Source organism: Streptomyces ardesiacus (assembly GCF_003112575.1).
GTDB classification, from domain to species: domain Bacteria; phylum Actinomycetota; class Actinomycetes; order Streptomycetales; family Streptomycetaceae; genus Streptomyces; species Streptomyces ardesiacus.
Window position 1 is genome coordinate 853,935 of the sequence record NZ_BEWC01000002.1, and the last position, 17,206, is coordinate 871,140.

The window sequence follows — 17,206 nt, forward strand, 5'->3', positions numbered from 1 at the left end:
GGGGCCGGGCCCTGCGCGTCGCCGCCGTGGCCGGTGTCAGCCGGGCACGGCCGACGGGTCAGGCCTCGAAGACCTCACGCACCAGCTGCTCCTGCTCGGCCTGGTGCCGCTTGGCGGAACCGACGGCCGGGGACGAGCTGTGCGGGCGCGAGATGCGGCGCAGGCGCTCGCCGTGCGGGACGTCGGCGCCGACCGCCAGGTCCAGGTGGTCGATCAGGTTGAGCGCGATGAACGGCCAGGCACCCTGGTTCGCCGGCTCCTCCTGGGCCCACAGGTACTTCTCGGCGTTCGGGTACTTGGCGATCTCCGCCTGGAGCTCGGCACCCGGCAGCGGGTACAGGCGCTCGATGCGGATGATCGCCGTGTCCGTCAGGCCGCGCTTCTTCCGCTCGGCGTCGAGGTCGTAGTAGACCTTGCCCGCGGTGAAGACGACCTTCCTGACGGCGGCCGGGTCGACCGACTCGTCGCCGATGACCGGGCGGAACTGACCCGTGGTGAACTCCTCCGCCTTCGAGGCCGCCGCCTTCAGGCGCAGCATCGACTTCGGGGTGAAGACCACCAGCGGCTTGTGGTGCGGGTTGTGCACCTGCCACCGCAGGAGGTGGAAGTAGTTCGACGGCAGGGTCGGCATCGCGACCGTCATGTTGTTCTGCGCGCACAGCTGCAGGAACCGCTCCGGGCGGGCCGAGGAGTGGTCCGGGCCCTGGCCCTCGTAGCCGTGCGGCAGGAGCAGGGTGACGCCGGAGGTCTGGTTCCACTTCTGCTCGGCCGAGGAGATGAACTCGTCCACGACCGTCTGCGCGCCGTTGACGAAGTCGCCGAACTGCGCCTCCCACATCACCAGCGCGTCCGGGCGGGCCAGCGAGTAGCCGTACTCGAAGCCCATCACCGCGTACTCGGAGAGCAGGGAGTTGTAGACGTTGTACCGGGCCTGGTCCTCGGACAGGTACAGCAGCGGCGTGAACTCGTCGCCCGTCTCGCGGTCGATGACGACCGCGTGGCGCTGGCCGAAGGTGCCGCGCTGCGAGTCCTGGCCGGTGAGGCGGACCGGGACGCCCTCCAGGAGGAGGGAGCCGACGGCGAGGGTCTCGCCCATGCCCCAGTCGATCGTGCCGTCCTCGACCATCGCGGCGCGGCGCTGCAGCTGGGGCAGCAGGCGCGGGTGGATGGTGACGTGGTCGGGGATGTTGACCTGGGACTCGGCGATCCGCTTGACCGTCTCGGCGCTGACCGCGGTGTTCACGGCGACCGGGAACTCGGCCTGCGGGTCCGACGGTTCGGCGGCCGTCGGCTGCGAGACGGCCTCGCGGACCTCGGTGAAGACCTTCTCGAGCTGGCCCTGGTAGTCCTGGAGCGCCTGCTCGGCCTCTTCCAGGGTGATGTCGCCGCGACCGATGAGGGACTCGGTGTAGAGCTTGCGCACCGAGCGCTTCTTGTCGATCAGGTCGTACATCAGCGGCTGGGTGAAGGCCGGGTTGTCCGACTCGTTGTGACCGCGGCGGCGGTAGCAGATGAGGTCGATCACCACGTCCTTGTTGAACGCCTGGCGGAACTCGAAGGCGAGCCGCGCGACGCGGACCACGGCCTCCGGGTCGTCGCCGTTCACGTGGAAGATCGGGGCCTCGATCATGCGGGCCACGTCGGTGGCGTACATCGAGGAGCGCGAGGACTCCGGGGCGGCGGTGAAGCCGACCTGGTTGTTGATGACGACGTGGACCGTGCCGCCGGTGCGGTAGCCGCGCAGCTGCGACATGTTCAGGGTCTCGGCCACCACGCCCTGGCCCGCGAAGGCCGCGTCGCCGTGGATCGCCACCGGCAGGACGGTGAAGTCCGTGCCGCCCTTGTTGATGATGTCCTGCTTGGCGCGGGCGACGCCCTCCAGGACCGGGTCGACCGCCTCCAGATGCGAGGGGTTGGCGACCAGCGAGACCTTGATCTGCTCGCCGTCCAGGCCGGTGAAGGTGCCCTCGGCGCCCAGGTGGTACTTCACGTCGCCGGAGCCGTGCATCGACTTCGGGTCGAGATTGCCCTCGAACTCGCGGAAGATCTGCGCGTACGACTTGCCGACCACGTTGGCCAGCACGTTCAGCCGGCCGCGGTGGGCCATGCCGATGACGACCTCGTCCAGGCGGGACTCGGCGGCCGAGTCGATGACCGCGTCGAGCAGCGGGATGACGGACTCGCCGCCCTCCAGGGAGAACCGCTTCTGGCCGACGTACTTGGTCTGCAGGAAGGTCTCGAAGGCCTCCGCCGCGTTCAGCCGGCGCAGGATGCGCAGCTGCTCCTCGCGCTCCGGCTTGGTGTGCGAGCGCTCGATGCGGTCCTGGATCCACTTGCGCTGCTTCGGGTCCTGGATGTGCATGAACTCGACGCCGGTGGTGCGGCAGTACGAGTCGCGCAGCACGCCGAGGATGTCGCGCAGCTTCATCAGGGACTTGCCGGCGAAGCCGCCGACCGCGAACTCGCGCTCCAGGTCCCACAGGGTGAGCCCGTGCTCGGTGATGTCCAGGTCGGGGTGCTTGCGCTGCTGGTACTCCAGCGGGTCGGTGTCGGCCATGACGTGGCCGCGGACCCGGTAGGAGTGGATCAGCTCGAAGACGCGGGCGGCCTTGGTGACGTCGTCGTCGTGCGAGGCGTCGATGTCCTTGAGCCAGCGGACCGGCTCGTAGGGGATGCGCAGCGCCTTGAAGATCTCGTCGTAGAAGCCGTTCTCGCCGAGGAGAAGGTTGGCGACCTGGCGCAGGAACTCGCCGGAGGCGGCGCCCTGGATGACCCGGTGGTCGTAGGTCGACGTGAGCGTCATGACCTTCGAGATGCCGAGCTTGTTCAGCGTGTCCTGGCTGGTGCCCTGGAACTCCGCCGGGTAGTCCATGGAGCCGACGCCCAGGATGACCGACTGGCCGGGCATCAGGCGCGGCACGGAGTGGACGGTGCCGAGACCGCCGGGGTTGGTCAGGGAGACGGTGACGCCGGTGAAGTCGTCCATCGTCAGCTTGTTGTCGCGGGCGCGACGGACGATGTCCTCGTAGGCCTGCCAGAACTCGAAGAAGTTCAGCGTCTCGGCCTTCTTGATCGCCGCGACGACGAGCTGGCGGTCGCCGTTGGGCTTGACCAGGTCGATGGCGAGGCCGAGGTTGATGTGGGCCGGCTTGACCAGGGTCGGCTTGCCGTCCTTCTCGCCGAACGAGTGGTTCATCGACGGCATGGCCTTGATGGCCTGCACCATCGCGTACCCGATCAGGTGCGTGAAGGAGATCTTCCCGCCGCGGGCGCGCTTGAGGTGGTTGTTGATGACGATGCGGTTGTCGAACAGCAGCTTCACCGGGACCGCGCGCACGGACGTGGCCGTGGGCAGCTCCAGCGAGGCGTTCATGTTCTTCGCGACCGCGGCGGCCGGGCCGCGCAGGGTCACCAGCTCGGGGCCCTCGGGGGCGGCAGCGGCGTCCTTGGCGGGCGCGGCGGCCTTCGCCTGCGGCTTGGCGGCGGGCTCGGCGGCCGGCGCGGGGGCGGGCTTGGCGGCCGGGGCGGCGGGCGCTGCGGCGGCGGGCTGCGCGGCCGGCTTCGCGGGAGCGGGGGCCGGGGCGGCCGCCTTCGGCTGGGCGGGGGCCGCGGCCTGCGGGGCGGGTGCGGCCTGCGGCGTGCTGCCGGAGTCCGTGGTCGCCGTGCCGGCGGCCGGCTGGGCCGCGGCTCCGGGCTTGTAGTCGGCGAAGAAGTCCCACCAGGCTCGGTCCACGGAGTTCGGGTCCTGGAGGTACTGCTGATAGATCTCGTCGACGAGCCACTCATTGGCACCGAAGGCGGCCGCGGGGTTCTTACCCGTGGTGCCCGCTTGGTCGGTGTCGGTCGAGATGCTCGAGTTACTGGGGGACTGTGGCGACACGGCGAGAACCGCCCTCTTCCGCTTCACAAGGATGGTGGACAGCGGGAATCAAGGCTACGCCTACCGGCACCGGAAGGTCAGTCCGGGCCCGTTCATCGTCGCGTAAGTCACATCACAGACCGCGTTTCAGCGCTGGAAATGGCGGGAAACAAGCCAGGTTCTGTTGCGTGAGGGATCGGGAGACCGCGACCCGGCGCCTCGAAAACGCGGGCCTGTGCCTGATCACACGTGTCCGCCAGCGCGGATGCAGTGGATCTTGGTGCTCCGCTGTGAACCCTACGTCAACCGGACCGCGACGGCAGGCCCGGAAGAGTGATGAGAATCCGGCAGCCCCGCTCGGATTCGGCCACTCCGATCCGGCCGCCGTGCAGATCCACCGCCCAGCGCGCGATCGCGAGCCCCAGACCGGTGCCTCCGTCGCTGCCCGGACCGTGCGGCCGCGACACCGAACCCCGGTTGAACCGCTCGAACACCCGTCGCCACTCCGAACGCGGGATGCCCGGACCCTCGTCGAGCACCTCCAGCTCCAGCGACTCGGGCAGCTCCCCGGCCCGCGCCCGCACCGTCACCCGGCCGTGCGGCGGGCTGTGCTTGACCGCGTTGTCGATGAGGTTGGCGACGACCTGGTGGATGCGCTCGGGGTCGGCGTGCGCGGTGAGGTCCCCGGGGAAGACGTCGAGGGCCAGGTGGACGTCGGTGCGGGTGTGCCTGCCGGAGCCGGAGGCGATGCCCGCGCGGGCCGAGGCGACCATGTTGGCCTCCTTCAGTACGCCCGCGAGGTAGGGCCACACCTCGAAGCGCCGCTTGCGCAGCGGAATGACGCCGTTGTCCAGGCGGGAGAGGTCCAGCAGGGTCTCCACCAGCCGGCCGAGCCGCTCGGTCTGCCCGAGCGCCGTGCGCATGGTCTCCGGGTCGGCCTCGGTGACGCCGTCGACGATGTTCTCCAGCACCGCGCGCAGGCCCGCGATCGGGGTGCGCAGTTCGTGCGAGACGTTCGCGACCAGCTCCTTGCGCTGGAGGTCCTGGGCCTCCAGGTCGTCGGCCATGCGGTTGATGGTGACGGCCAGGTCGCCCAGCTCGTCGCGGCGGTTCTCGCTCACCCGGCGGGTGTAGTCGCCGTGCGAGATGGAGCGGGCGACGGCGTTCATCTCGTCCAGCGGCGCGGTCAGCGAGTGCGCCACGAACTGCGTGATCAGCAGCGTGGCGATCATCGAGAACACCGTGATGAAGCGCAGCTCGGTCTTGGTGTGCACCGCTATCACCGACAGGCCGGTGGTGATCAGCACCGACGTGACGACGAGCGCGCCCAGCTTGGTCTTGATCGAGAACGGGCGTACGCCGCGCCAGGGATCCCCGGTCTTCCGGGGGCCGGGGCTCCTGCGTGCGGTCTCCCGTCCCCGGCTCATGGGGTCGGCGTCTCCAGGGCGTAGCCCACGCCGTGCACGGTGCGGATGCGCTCGGCGCCGATCTTGCGGCGCAGCGCCTTGATGTGGCTGTCCACGGTCCGGGTGCCGGAGGCGTCCGCCCAGTCCCAGACCTCGGCGAGCAGCTGCTCGCGGGAGAGCACCGCGCGGGGGGTGTTCGCCAGGCAGACCAGCAGGTCGAACTCGGTCGGCGTGAGGTGCACGTCCTCGCTGCGCACCCGCACCCGGCGCTGCGCGTGGTCGATCTCCAGCTCGCCCAGGCGCAGGATGCCGCTGCGCGGGGTCGAGGCGGCCACCACGGCCCGCTCGACCCGCCGCAGCAGCACGTGCACGCGGGCGGCCAGCTCGCGCATCGAGAACGGCTTGGTCATGTAGTCGTCGGCGCCCACGCCGAGGCCGACCAGCATGTCCGTCTCGTCGTCGCGCGCGGTGAGCATCAGCACCGGCACCGGCCGCTGGGCCTGCACGCGGCGGCAGACCTCCAGGCCGTCGAAGCCGGGCAGCATGATGTCGAGGATGAGCAGGTCGGGCTGCCACGCCTCGGCCGTGTCGACGGCGGACGGACCGTCGCCCGCCGTCTGCACCAGGAATCCCTCGGCGCGCAGGCGGGTCGCGATGGCGTCCACGATCGTCTGATCGTCCTCGACCACCAGGACCCGGCGCTGGGCGCCCTGGGTGGCCGTGCCGTTGTGGGAGGTCTGTGTCTGCTCCATCGCCCGCCCCTGAGGTGTGCTTTCCGGAATCCGTGGGGTGATCCCATGACTGCGCTTGACGCTTGAATGATCCGCGCCAGGGCAGCAGCGTACGGGGAGTCACCGCGCCTTTGCTATCCAGGCCCGACGCCGATGTGCACGACGTCCGGAACGCCCCGGGCAACGGGGATCTCTTCGGTACGCACCTGCTGGAAACCGGCATTACGCAAGGTTTCTTCGAATTCCGGAGAGGGCTGCGCGGACCATACGGCCAGCACCCCGCCGGGCCTCAACAGCCGTGCGCAGCCCGCCAGTCCGGACGGCGCGTACAGCCCGTCGTTGCCCTCGGTGACGGTCCACCCGGGGCCGTTGTCGATGTCGAGGCACAGGGCGTCGTACGTGTCGGAAGTCTCATTGACGTACTCGACCAGGTCCGCCTCGACGATCTCCGCGCGGGGGTCGGCCAGCGCGTCGGCGGAGAGCGCGGCCAGGGGGCCGGTGCGGTGCCAGTCGATGATGGCGGGCTCGCGTTCGACGACCGCGATCCGGCCCCAGCGGGGGTCGGCGGCCGCGTGGACGAGGGAGAAGCCGACGCCGAGTCCGCCGACGAGCAGATGCGGCGCGATCCGCCCGCCGGAGGCGGCCAGCGCGTCGGCCGCCGCGTCGATCAGGCGCCGCTCCGAACGCCCGTCGGAGGTGTCCATCAGGAAGCAGCCGTTCGCGATGATCTGCAGGAGGGGTCCGTGCCGGCGCAGGACCACCTCGCCGTACGGACCCTCGCGGCGGTCCAGCACCTCGGGGGCGTCGGGGTCGTGGTGAGAGGTGAGGGGCATCGGCCCATCCTGGCACCCGCCCGGCGCAGGAATGCCGCTCGGTCCGGCGGTGCTGTCCCGTGGGCGGGAGGCGCCCCCGGCGCATGATCGCTCAGAGCGAACACGGTGGGGGGAACAATCCCGGGCTCGCTTTCATTGAGTCGATGTAACTCAACTTGACTGCCGAAGGGGAGATCATGGCTGCTGAGTCCGCCGCCTTCACACCGCTCACCCTGCCCGTGCTGCCGCTCGACGACGAAGTGGTCCTGCCCGGAATGGTCGTCCCCCTGGACCTGAGCGACGCCGAGGTGCGGGCCGCGGTGGAGGCCGCGCAGGCCGCCGCCAGGTCCGAGCCCGGCAAGCCCCGCGTCCTCCTCGTCCCGCGCATCGACGGCACCCACGCCGCGACCGGCGTCCTCGGCACGGTCGAGCAGGTCGGCCGCCTCGCCGACGGCGACCCGGGCGCCCTGATCCGCGGCCGGGGCCGGGTGCGGATCGGCGCCGGCACCACCGGCCCCGGCGCCGCGCTCTGGGTCGAGGGCACCCGGGTCGACGAGACCGTCCCCGATCCGCTGCCCGGCCAGGTCGCCGAGCTGATGAAGGAGTACAAGGCGCTCGCCACCGCGTGGCTGCGCAAGCGCGGCGCCTGGCAGGTCGTCGACCGGGTCCAGGCCATCGACGACGTGTCCGCGCTCGCCGACAACTCCGGTTACTCGCCCTTCCTGACCACCGAGCAGAAGGTCGAGCTGCTGGAGACCACCGACCCGGTCGCCCGTCTCAAGCTCGCCACCCAGCAGCTTCGCGACCACCTCGCCGAGCAGGACGTGGCGGAGACCATCGCCAAGGACGTCCAGGAGGGCGTCGACAAGCAGCAGCGGGAGTTCCTGCTGCGCCGCCAGCTCGAAGCCGTCCGCAAGGAACTGCGCGAGATCAACGGCGAGCAGGAGGGCGAGGAGTCCGACGACTACCGCGCCCGGGTCGAGGCCGCCGACCTGCCGGAGAAGGTCCGCGAGGCCGCGCTCAAGGAGGTCGACAAGCTGGAGAGGTCCTCCGACCAGTCGCCCGAGGGCTCCTGGATCCGCACCTGGCTCGACACGGTCCTGGAGATGCCCTGGAACGAGCGGACCGAGGACGCCTACGACATCCGGGGCGCCCAGGCCGTGCTCGACGCCGAGCACGCGGGCCTGGAGGACGTGAAGGAGCGCATCACCGAGTACCTGGCCGTGCGCAAGCGGCGCGGCGACCGGGGCCTCGGCGTCGTCGGCGGCCGGCGCGGGGGCGCCGTCCTGGCCCTGGTGGGCCCGCCCGGCGTCGGCAAGACCTCGCTCGGCGAGTCCGTCGCCCACGCGATGGGCCGCAGGTTCGTCCGCGTCGCCCTCGGCGGCGTCCGCGACGAGGCCGAGATCCGCGGCCACCGGCGCACGTACGTCGGCGCGCTGCCCGGCCGGATCGTGCGGGCGATCAAGGAGGCGGGGTCCATGAACCCGGTCGTCCTGCTCGACGAGATCGACAAGGTGGGCTCCGACTTCCGCGGCGACCCGGCCGCGGCCCTGCTGGAGGTCCTCGACCCGGCCCAGAACCACACCTTCCGGGACCACTACCTGGAGGTCGAACTCGACCTGTCCGACGTGGTCTTCCTGGCCACCGCCAACGTCCTGGAGGCCATCCCCGAGGCCCTGCTCGACCGGATGGAGCTGGTCCGCCTCGACGGCTACACCGAGGACGAGAAGGTCGTCATCGCCCGCGACCACCTGCTCCCGCGCCAGCTGGAGCGGGCCGGACTGGACGCCGGCGAGGTCACCGTCGACGAGGGCGCGCTGCGCAAGCTGGCGGGCGAGTACACCCGCGAGGCGGGCGTGCGCACCCTGGAGCGGTCCATCGCGCGGCTGCTGCGCAAGGTGGCGGCCCAGCACGAACTGGGCGAACGGGAGCTGCCGTTCACCGTCACCGAGAGCGACCTGCGCGGCCTGATCGGACGGCCGCACCACGTGCCCGAGTCCGCCCAGGACCCGGCGGAGCGGCGCACGGCGGTGCCGGGCGTGGCCACCGGCCTCGCGGTCACCGGCGCGGGCGGCGACGTCCTGTACGTCGAGGCGTCGCTGGCCGACCCGGAGACGGGCGCGGCGGGGCTGACCCTGACCGGTCAGCTCGGCGACGTGATGAAGGAGTCGGCGCAGATCGCCCTGAGCTTCCTGCGCAGCCACGGCGCCGAACTGGAACTGCCGGTGGGCGACCTGAAGGACCGGGGAGCGCACATCCACTTCCCGGCCGGCGCGGTCCCCAAGGACGGCCCGAGCGCCGGCGTCACCATGACCACGGCCCTCGCCTCGCTGCTCTCCGGCCGGCTGGTGCGCACCGACGTGGCGATGACCGGCGAGGTCTCGCTGACCGGGCGCGTGCTCCCGATCGGCGGGGTCAAGCAGAAGCTGCTCGCCGCGCACCGGGCCGGGATCACCACGGTGATCATCCCCAAGCGCAACGAGCCCGACCTGGACGACGTCCCGGCCCAGGTGCTGGACAAGCTCGACGTCCACGCCGTCACCGACGTCCGCCAGGTGCTGGAGCTGGCGCTCGCACCGGCGACCAACGGCGCCGGGCAGGAGGTTCCGGTCGCGGCGTGACGGGCGCGGCCGGACGAGGAAAGGGGAAGGCCCGGACTCCGCTCGGAGTCCGGGCCTTCGCCGCGCGCGGGGCGGGGTGTCAGCCGTTGGCGAGGGCCTGGACGCGGTCCAGCGCGCCGTTGAACTTGTTGTGGTCGCCGACCGTCGGGCCGGACGACGTGTACTGCCACATCGTGTAGTAGCCCCAGCCGGCCGGCAGCGTGCCCACCGTCGAGGCGTACCGGGCGACCCACAGCGGGTTGTTGGCGGCGAAGCCGCCGTAGTTGCCGGTGCACTGGGTCCACCAGCTCGTGGCCGTGTAGATCACGGCGTCCCGGCCGGTGCGGGCCTTGTACGTGTTCAGGAAGTCGCTGATCCAGGACACCATCGCGCTCTGCGACTTGCCGTAGCAGGTGGCGCCGTAGGGGTTCCACTCGATGTCGAGCGCGCCCGGCAGCGTCTTGCCGTCCTTGGACCAGCCGCCGCCGTGGTCGACGAAGTAGTTGGCCTGCGCGGCGCCGCTCGTCGTGTCCGGGGTGGCGAAGTGGTACGAGCCGCGGATCATGCCGACGTTGTAGGAGCCGTTGTACTGCTGGGCGAAGTAGGGGTTGGTGTAGTACGTCCCCTCGGTGGCCTTGACGTAGGCCCACTTGACCCCGCTGTTCCACAGGGTCGACCAGGCCACGTTGCCCTGGTGGCTGGAGACGTCCACGCCCTCGGTCTGGGCCGCGCGGCCCGGGACGGGGGTGCCGTGTTCGCCGTCGTGGGCCGCGACGCCCATGCCCATGTGGGCCGAGCCGCGGGGCGGGACGTCCGCGGACGACGCGGCGTCGGCGGGAAGGGTGAACACGAGGGAGAACGCGGCGAGCAGGATCCCGGTGACGGCGAAGCGCCGGCCACGGACCGATCCGGGTCTGTGCACGAGCATGACGTGCCTCCGATGGCTCGGTGGTGCTCGGTGGGGGATGCGCTGGTGGGGAGAACCCCGGGATGGCGTGCGCATGCCATCCGGGGGTCCGGTGAAGACTCTACGCACGTAGAACGAGGGGTGGGAAGAGGGACCGGCGGCCGCCGTTGGTCTAAGCCTGCGAAATACTTGGCGAGCTGCGGCGATGGCGGCCGGCGGCGGAAACTTTCAGGACCGGAAAACCCAGAAAACGAGGCAGGGGCTGACGTGCACGAAGACGCGAACGGCGGCGGTCACGGAGCTGAATCCCACCTGTCCGGCAGCGGTGTGCACCAGCCGGAGTTCCTCGCCCTGGAACGGGAGATGACGGTCCTGCTGCGGCGGGCCCGGGCCAACCAGGGCGAGATGGCCCGGGAGGTCCACCCCGACCTGGAGTCGTCCGCGTACGGACTGCTGGTCCGGCTCGGCGAGAGCGGCGGCCAGCGCGCCACCGACCTCGCCGCCTTCATCGGCGTCGGCAAGGCGACGATGTCCCGCCAGCTGCGCGCCCTGGAGGAACTCGGGCTCGTCGCCCGCGAGCCCGACCCCGCCGACGGCCGGGCCTGGCTGGTCACGCTCACCCCCGAGGGCCAGGAACGCGTCGGCCGGGTCCGCGAGGCGCGCCGCGCCCGGTACGCCCGCCGGCTCGCCGACTGGGACCGGCGCGAGGTGACCGAACTGGCCCGGCTGCTGCACGAACTCAATCGGGGGATGGAGAAGTAGCACCTCGCCGGGCCGGGCAGGCCGGGCGGGGCGGGGCGGGGCTTCACAACTCGGCGTAGACCACCGTCGCGTCGTCGTGCGTCTTGCCGCGCCCGAGGAACGCCCGCTCACCCGCCGCGTCCGCCCGCTCCAGCTCCCGCACCCGGTCCACCAGGGCCTGCGCGCCCTGCTTGCGCACCAGTGCCAGGCAGTCCGCCCAGTCGCCCTCGCCGAACGTCTCCACCCACCGCGCGGCCCCGTCCGTCAGCGCCACCAGCGTCCGCACCTCCTCACGAGGCAGCGTCCCCGTCACCGCCCGCGCCGCCACCGAGGGATCGGCCGCCGCGGTGAAGAAACCGCCCTCCTTGTTGCGCAGGCGGGCGTCGACCATCGCGTCGGTCGCCAGCGCCGAGCGGGGCAGCCGGGCCAGCCGGTCGTCCAGGACCGGCGTGACGGTGCCGTCGGGGGCCTCCAGGAGCAGGGCGGAGTCGGACAGGACCAGGTACTCGACCGCCGCCGGGGACCAGCGGGCGAGGACGACGGTCGCCTGCGGCGTGCGCGGGTGAGAAAGGTCACAGGTGTCGGCGTGCGCCGCCGCGGTACGGGCAACGGCACGGGACAGGACCTCGACGAGGGGGAGATCCGGGAGTGAAACGGTCAGTTCGGTCAGTGCGCCACCCAGGCGCGCCGTGAACCAGGGCACGGAATGCAGACATCCCGTCGCGGTCCGTGGCGGGGTCACGCCGTCCAGCACGACGAGCGAACCACCCCGTCCCGAGGCCGGTAGTCCGACGCTCGCGAAGTCCTCGTTGGGCCGTTCGGCGAGGCCTGGTTCCGAGACGAGTTCCGTACGCATCCGGCCAGTCTGCACGACCCCTTCACGGCCTTCGCACGAGGCTGGCATCTTCCCCGGATTCTCCCGGAATCGACGCGGCGGCGCAGGTCAGGCGCCGGATTTGGGGTGGAATTCGGTCCCCGGGCGGCACGTGGCGGCACATAGTGCCACCGCCGCTCGCAGACGTCCAACCGGCTCGCCGGGCGACCGCCCGGCACGAGCCGGGGGAACTTGCCCCTCAACTCCCCTCCGGGGTTCACTCCTTCGGGTGGCGGGTCGGATGATGCGCGCTCACCGCCCACCGGCACTGGGAGGGTCGGGAACCGGTGGGGGCCCTGCCCCGCTCACGCGGTCTCCCCGCCCGACGCGCTGCCGGCGGACGGGCGGCCCAGCGTCCGGCGGAGGGTGGACGCGCCCCCGACCGGCCAGTTGACGGAGCGCCACCCGGCCCACGGGTACACGAGTCAGGAATGCGAGCACCGGTGCAGAAGACGCGGCCTCGTCGCACAGGCAAGCAGACGGCCCCCGCGGGGAGCGCGGAGCACACCTCCGGCACCGCCGGGAACTCCACCCCTCCGCCGCCGGAGGCACCCGTCGGCAAGGGGCGTCCCACCCACGTACGCAACCGCCTGATCGTCGCCGTGGCGGTCGTGGCGGCCGCCGTCGCCGGGGCGGGAGCGCCCTCGGTCCTGGCCGCCTCCGGGCAACTGCACGACTCCCAGGAACTGGTGACGCTCGCCGAGCAGACCCAGGGCGCGCTGACCCTCGCCCACTCCCTCGCCGACGAGCGCGACGAGGTCACCCCTTACATCGCGGCCGGCCGCCCCAAGTCCAAGGCGCCCTCCGAGCAGCGCAGCGCCCGCGTCGACCGCCAGGTCGAGGAACTGCGCACCGACCCCGACATGCCCGCCTCCCTGCGCGAGGACCTCGACGCCGTCGCGGCGCTGCGCCGGGCGGCCCTCAGCGGCAAGAGCACCGCGCTGGAGGCCCACGAGGCGTACTCGGAGGCGATCACCGAACTCCACGCCCTGGCCGAGAAGCTGGGCGAGGAGATGCCGCCCCGCGCGGGCGCCGGCGCGTACGCCCTCGCCGAACTGGACACCGCCGTCCAGCAGGCCGCCGCCACCCGCGGTCTGCTGCTCGCGGCCCTCAACGTGCCCAGCACCACCCAGACCGTCATCGACCCGATCACCGGCCTGCCGACCGAGACGTCGACCGCCTCGGAGGCCGACGCCAAGCAGCGCGACGCGCTCTCCGCCGCCGCCCAGCAGGCCCGGGTCCGCTCCGACGCCGCCCTCGCCGACTTCCGCGAGGGCGCCCCCAAGGAGGCGCGGAGCAGCTTCGACGCCACCGTCGCCGGGCCCGACGTGAACAGCGCCGAGAAGTACCTCGCCGGCCTCACCGACGAGCCGACGCTCTCCGACGGCGACCTGCGCACCAGCACCAAGCGGCTGGACGCCGCGCTCTCCGCCCGCGTCGACGCGATGCGCGGCGCGGAGTCCGCCCTGTACGAGAAGCGCGTCAAGGCGCTGGAGCAGCTCCGCGACGACGACGTCACCGCGCTGGAGATCCGGATCGCCGTCCTCGGCGCCCTCGTCCTGCTCGCCGTCGGCATCGCCACCGCCCTGGCCCGCACCCTCACCCGCCCGCTGTCGGTCCTGCGCCGGGGCTCGGCCCGGCTGGCCGGCGCGGAGGACCCGACGGCCGAGGAGCCGGTCGCCTTCACCGGCCGCAACGACGAGTTCGCGCAGGTCGTCCGCTCCGTCAACGCCCTGCACGCGCACGCCGCCACGCTCGCCGGACGGGTCGCCACGCTGGAGTCCGACCGCAAGCACCTCGTCGGCCAGCGGCAGAAGATGGCCGACGCCCGCGAGGAACTGCGCGCCGAACTCGCCGAGTCGGCCGCCCGGCTCGAGACGGTGCGCAAGAGCATCGGCTCCACCTTCGTCAGCCTCGCGCTGCGCACCCTCGGCCTGGTCGAGCGGCAACTCGCCGTCATCGAGAACCTGGAGGAGCGCGAGCAGGACCCGGACCGGCTCGCCACCCTGTTCAAGCTCGACCACTTCGCCACGGTCATGCGCCGGCACAGCGAGAACCTCCTCGTCCTCGCCGGCACCGAGCACGTCCAGCACAGCGCCTCGCCGGTGCCGCTGGTCGACGTGGTCCGGGCCGCGGTCAGCGAGATCGAGCGGTACGAGCGGGTGCGGATCGCCGCGCTGCCGCCGCACGCCCACGTGGCCGGGTTCGCCGCCGACGACCTCTCCCACCTGCTGGCCGAACTGCTGGAGAACGCCACCTCCTTCTCGCCGCCCGACCTGCCCGTCGAGGTCTCCGGCTGGCTGCTGGAGAACGGCGAGGTGATGCTCTCCGTCCAGGACGAGGGCATCGGCATGACGACCGAACGCCTCCAGCGGCTCAACGCCCGCCTCACCGACTTCGACCCGGAGGCGCCGTACGAGCGGGAGGGCGAGGAGGGCGAGGACGGCCTCGGGCTCGGCCTCTACGTCGTCGCCCGGCTCGCCCACCGGCACGGGGCGCGGGTGCGGCTGCGGGAGCAGAAGCAGGGCGGCGTCGCGGCCGTCGTCGTGCTCCCCTCCCCGCTTCTCGCGGAGGCCCCGCCGGCCGCGCTGGCCCCGACCGTGCCGGTGTCCGACGGCACCGGTTCCTTCACGCTGCCCGGCGCGGACGCGGAGGCCAACTCCAACGTCCTGCACGGGCGGGCGGAGAAGGCGGAACAGGCGGCCCCGGGCGCCGGCGAGGACCCCGCCCCGGACCAGGAGCCCGGCACCGACCCGCTGGTGGCCTCGGCGGAGGAAGCCGTACGCCGCGCCGAGGCGGAGGCGTCCGGCGGGGAACCGGGGAAGGACACGCCCCTCGCGGAGCAGGAGCAGGAGCAGGAGTGGGACCGGGACCGGGACGAGGCCGGCGCCGACGTCGCCGCCACGCAACCGGTGCCGTCGGACGCCCCGGACGCCCCGGAGACCGCCGGCCGGGCCACCGCGAGCCCGGAGCGCCAGGGCGGCGCGACCACGGACCCGGCACCCGCGCGCGCCGAGGACCCGGGTGCGGACGACGCCACCCGCCCGGCGGCCCCCGGCCGCCCCGAGGCCCCCGCACCGGACCGGCAGACCGCACAGGCGGACCGGCCCGCCCCGCAGGAGCCCCGCCGGGACGCGGCGGCCCCCGGGGACGGTGCCGCCCCCGGCAGCGACCTCCCCGACGACGCCACGATGGCGCTCTTCCTCCCGGCCCTCGCCGCCCCCGAGAACCGGCCGGAGCCCGCCTCCGACCCGTACGCCATCGGTCCCGATGCCCACGCCCGCACCCCGGACGAGGGCGCGGCGCGCACGCCGGACGACGCACCGGACCCGGCGGAGGGACCCGGCACTCCCGCCGAGTCGGACACCCCGCAGGCGCCCGGCGCGGACGCCGGACCGGGACCGCGTGCCGAACCCGAACCGCCCGCCGAGCCTGTCACCGACAAGGGCCTGCCCAAGCGGACCCCGAAGCTCACCACCCCCGCCGCGGTGCCGCACCCGCGCACGTCGGGGTCCGTGGACGCCGACGCGCTCCGCCGGCGCCTGGGCGGGTTCCGCCGGGGGGCGGAGGCCGGCCGCCGGGACGTGGAGGCGGAGATCGCCGACCGCACCGGAGCGAACCGGACGCCGGAGACCGCGGCGGACACAACCGAAGAAGCAACGGGGGGCACTGTCGAGGAGGCAAGCAGTTGACCGCTCCCAGTACCTTCGGACTGAGCAGTGAAGCCCGCAATCTCCACTGGCTGCTGACCAACCTCGTCGAGGAGGTGCCCGGCATCCGGTCGGTCGCCGTGGTCTCCTCCGACGGGCTCCTGCTCCTGTCCTCCGACCCCGGCCGCAACGAGGAGGCCCGGCAGGTCCGCGAGACCCGGACGGGCCCGCGCGGCTCGGCCGCCGACCTCGCCACCGTCGTCTCCGGCGTGGGCAGCCTGACCGTCGGCGCCGCCCGGCTGATGGACTTCGGCACCGTGAAGCACACGATGGTCACGATGGACGAGGGCAGCCTGTTCGTCATGTCGATCAGCGACGGCTCGCTGCTCGGCGTGCACGGCTCCGCGGAGTGCGACATGAGCGTCGTGGCGTACCACATGGCGCTCTTCGTCGGCCGCGCCGGCCACGTCCTGACCCCCGAACTCCGCAGCGAACTGCGGAAGTCCCTGGAGTCCGAGCCGACGGGGAGCGCCCGATGAGCAGCAGTCCCGGAAAACGCCCGAAGAACGGCCGGGGAAGCCTCCCCGTGCGGGGCGCCGACCGCAGACCCGCCCGCGTCCGCCCCTACTCGCTCACCGGGGGCCGCACCCGCTTCGGCCACGTCCTGCTCGTGGAGACGTTCGTCGGCGCCACGGCCGGCACCGCCGCGCTCGAAGCCGCCGAGGAGCGCAAGGAGCTGACGAACGGCGGCCTCACCTCCCGCGTGATGCCGGAGATGCGGGCCATCGTCGAACTGTGCCGCCGCATGCGTACGGTGGCCGAGATCGCCGCGCTGCTGAAGATGCCGCTCGGTGTGGTCCGCGTCCTCATCAGCGACCTGGCGGACCAGGGAAAGATCCGTGTGTACGGCACCGGGACCGGCCACGGCACGGGCCGCCCGGACCGCGCTCTGCTCGAAAGGGTGCTCAGTGGACTCCGTCGTCTCTGACGCCGCCGTCTCCGGCGTCTCCCCGCTCGTCGACACCGACGGGCCCGTACAACCCTGGCAGACGGACCCCACCCGCGCTCCGGTCGCCACGAAGATCGTCGTCGCGGGAGGGTTCGGCGTCGGCAAGACCACGCTGGTCACCGCCGTCTCGGAGATCACGCCCCTGCAGACCGAGGCGCTGATGACCGAGGCGAGCGAGGAGACCGACGACCTCACCGCCACCCCGGACAAGCTCACCACCACCGTGGCCATGGACTTCGGCCGCATCACGCTCGACGACGACCTGGTGCTCTACCTGTTCGGCACGCCGGGCCAGCAGCGGTTCTGGTTCATGTGGGACGACCTGGTGCGCGGCGCGATCGGCGCGGTCGTCATGGCGGACACCCGGCGCCTGAAGGACTGCTGGCCGGCGCTGGACTACTTCGAGAGCTGCGGCCTGCCGTACGTCGTCGCGGTCAACCACTTCGACGGCAGCGAGCTGTTCGAGGCGGAGGACGTGCGGGAGGCGTTGACGATCCCCGCGCACATACCTGTAATGATCATGGACGCGCGCCGTCGGATCTCGGCCATCGAGACCCTCCTGTCCCTCGTGGGCCACGCGCTCGACGAAACACCCGAGTAGACGAACCCCGAGTAGG

General features: G+C 72.4%; 12 protein-coding genes. 6 read left to right on the plus strand and 6 right to left on the minus strand.

Annotated elements, in window-relative coordinates; genetic code table 11:
• Positions 1-58: 58 nt before the first annotated feature.
• From Sdi02f_RS10930 to Sdi02f_RS10945, 4 genes are all read right to left on the minus strand, one after another.
• Positions 59-3,880 carry a multifunctional oxoglutarate decarboxylase/oxoglutarate dehydrogenase thiamine pyrophosphate-binding subunit/dihydrolipoyllysine-residue succinyltransferase subunit gene (locus Sdi02f_RS10930; protein WP_108933164.1) on the minus strand — a complete coding sequence of 1,274 codons (3,822 nt, stop codon included), beginning with the start codon at positions 3,878-3,880 and terminating at the stop codon, positions 59-61.
• Between the two features lie 281 nt (positions 3,881-4,161).
• On the minus strand, positions 4,162-5,286 hold the full coding sequence (locus tag Sdi02f_RS10935) for a sensor histidine kinase (protein WP_030402796.1): 1,125 nt from the start codon (positions 5,284-5,286) through the stop codon (positions 4,162-4,164).
• Positions 5,283-6,017: a response regulator transcription factor gene (locus Sdi02f_RS10940; RefSeq protein ID WP_003973686.1), complete on the minus strand. Its 735-nt coding sequence runs from the start codon at positions 6,015-6,017 to the stop codon at positions 5,283-5,285. Before Sdi02f_RS10940 ends, Sdi02f_RS10935 begins: the two co-directional genes overlap by 4 nt.
• A 113-nt stretch (positions 6,018-6,130) precedes the next feature.
• The gene (locus tag Sdi02f_RS10945) at positions 6,131-6,829 is read right to left on the minus strand and encodes a spermidine synthase family protein (protein WP_108933165.1); all 699 of its coding nucleotides are present in this window, start codon (positions 6,827-6,829) and stop codon (positions 6,131-6,133) included.
• A gap of 176 nt (positions 6,830-7,005) precedes the next feature.
• Here Sdi02f_RS10945 and lon point away from each other — a divergent pair, with 176 nt between their 5' ends.
• Positions 7,006-9,429, plus strand: a complete 2,424-nt coding sequence (gene lon, locus Sdi02f_RS10950) for an endopeptidase La (RefSeq protein WP_030402794.1) — start codon at positions 7,006-7,008, stop codon at positions 9,427-9,429.
• Positions 9,430-9,508: 79 nt separating this feature from the next.
• Here the strand turns inward: lon and Sdi02f_RS10955 are convergent, their stop codons facing one another.
• A complete protein-coding gene (locus Sdi02f_RS10955) occupies positions 9,509-10,336 on the minus strand; it encodes a lysozyme (protein WP_030402793.1) in 828 nt (275 codons plus the stop codon).
• A 246-nt stretch (positions 10,337-10,582) separates the two neighbouring features.
• Between Sdi02f_RS10955 and Sdi02f_RS10960 the strand changes: the two genes are divergently transcribed.
• Positions 10,583-11,077, plus strand: coding sequence for a MarR family winged helix-turn-helix transcriptional regulator (locus tag Sdi02f_RS10960; RefSeq protein WP_030402792.1), 495 nt, complete (start codon positions 10,583-10,585; stop codon positions 11,075-11,077).
• A 43-nt stretch (positions 11,078-11,120) separates the two neighbouring features.
• On the opposite strand, the gene Sdi02f_RS10965 is transcribed toward Sdi02f_RS10960, so the two are convergent.
• Positions 11,121-11,912, minus strand: coding sequence for a protein phosphatase 2C domain-containing protein (locus tag Sdi02f_RS10965; RefSeq protein ID WP_108933166.1), 792 nt, complete (start codon positions 11,910-11,912; stop codon positions 11,121-11,123).
• A 461-nt stretch (positions 11,913-12,373) separates the two neighbouring features.
• On the opposite strand from Sdi02f_RS10965, the gene Sdi02f_RS10970 reads away from it, so the two are divergent.
• From Sdi02f_RS10970 to Sdi02f_RS10985, 4 genes are read left to right on the plus strand one after another with little or no spacing between them, the layout of a single operon-like run.
• A complete protein-coding gene (locus Sdi02f_RS10970; protein WP_108933167.1) occupies positions 12,374-15,622 on the plus strand; it encodes a sensor histidine kinase in 3,249 nt (1,082 codons plus the stop codon).
• Positions 15,619-16,119, plus strand: coding sequence for a roadblock/LC7 domain-containing protein (locus Sdi02f_RS10975; protein ID WP_030402789.1), 501 nt, complete (start codon positions 15,619-15,621; stop codon positions 16,117-16,119). Before Sdi02f_RS10970 ends, Sdi02f_RS10975 begins: the two co-directional genes overlap by 4 nt.
• A complete protein-coding gene (locus tag Sdi02f_RS10980) occupies positions 16,116-16,568 on the plus strand; it encodes a DUF742 domain-containing protein (RefSeq protein WP_030402788.1) in 453 nt (150 codons plus the stop codon). Before Sdi02f_RS10975 ends, Sdi02f_RS10980 begins: the two co-directional genes overlap by 4 nt.
• The gene (locus tag Sdi02f_RS10985; protein ID WP_030402787.1) at positions 16,549-17,190 is read left to right on the plus strand and encodes a GTP-binding protein; all 642 of its coding nucleotides are present in this window, start codon (positions 16,549-16,551) and stop codon (positions 17,188-17,190) included. The genes Sdi02f_RS10980 and Sdi02f_RS10985 overlap by 20 nt, the downstream gene beginning before the upstream one ends.
• Positions 17,191-17,206: the final 16 nt, after the last annotated feature.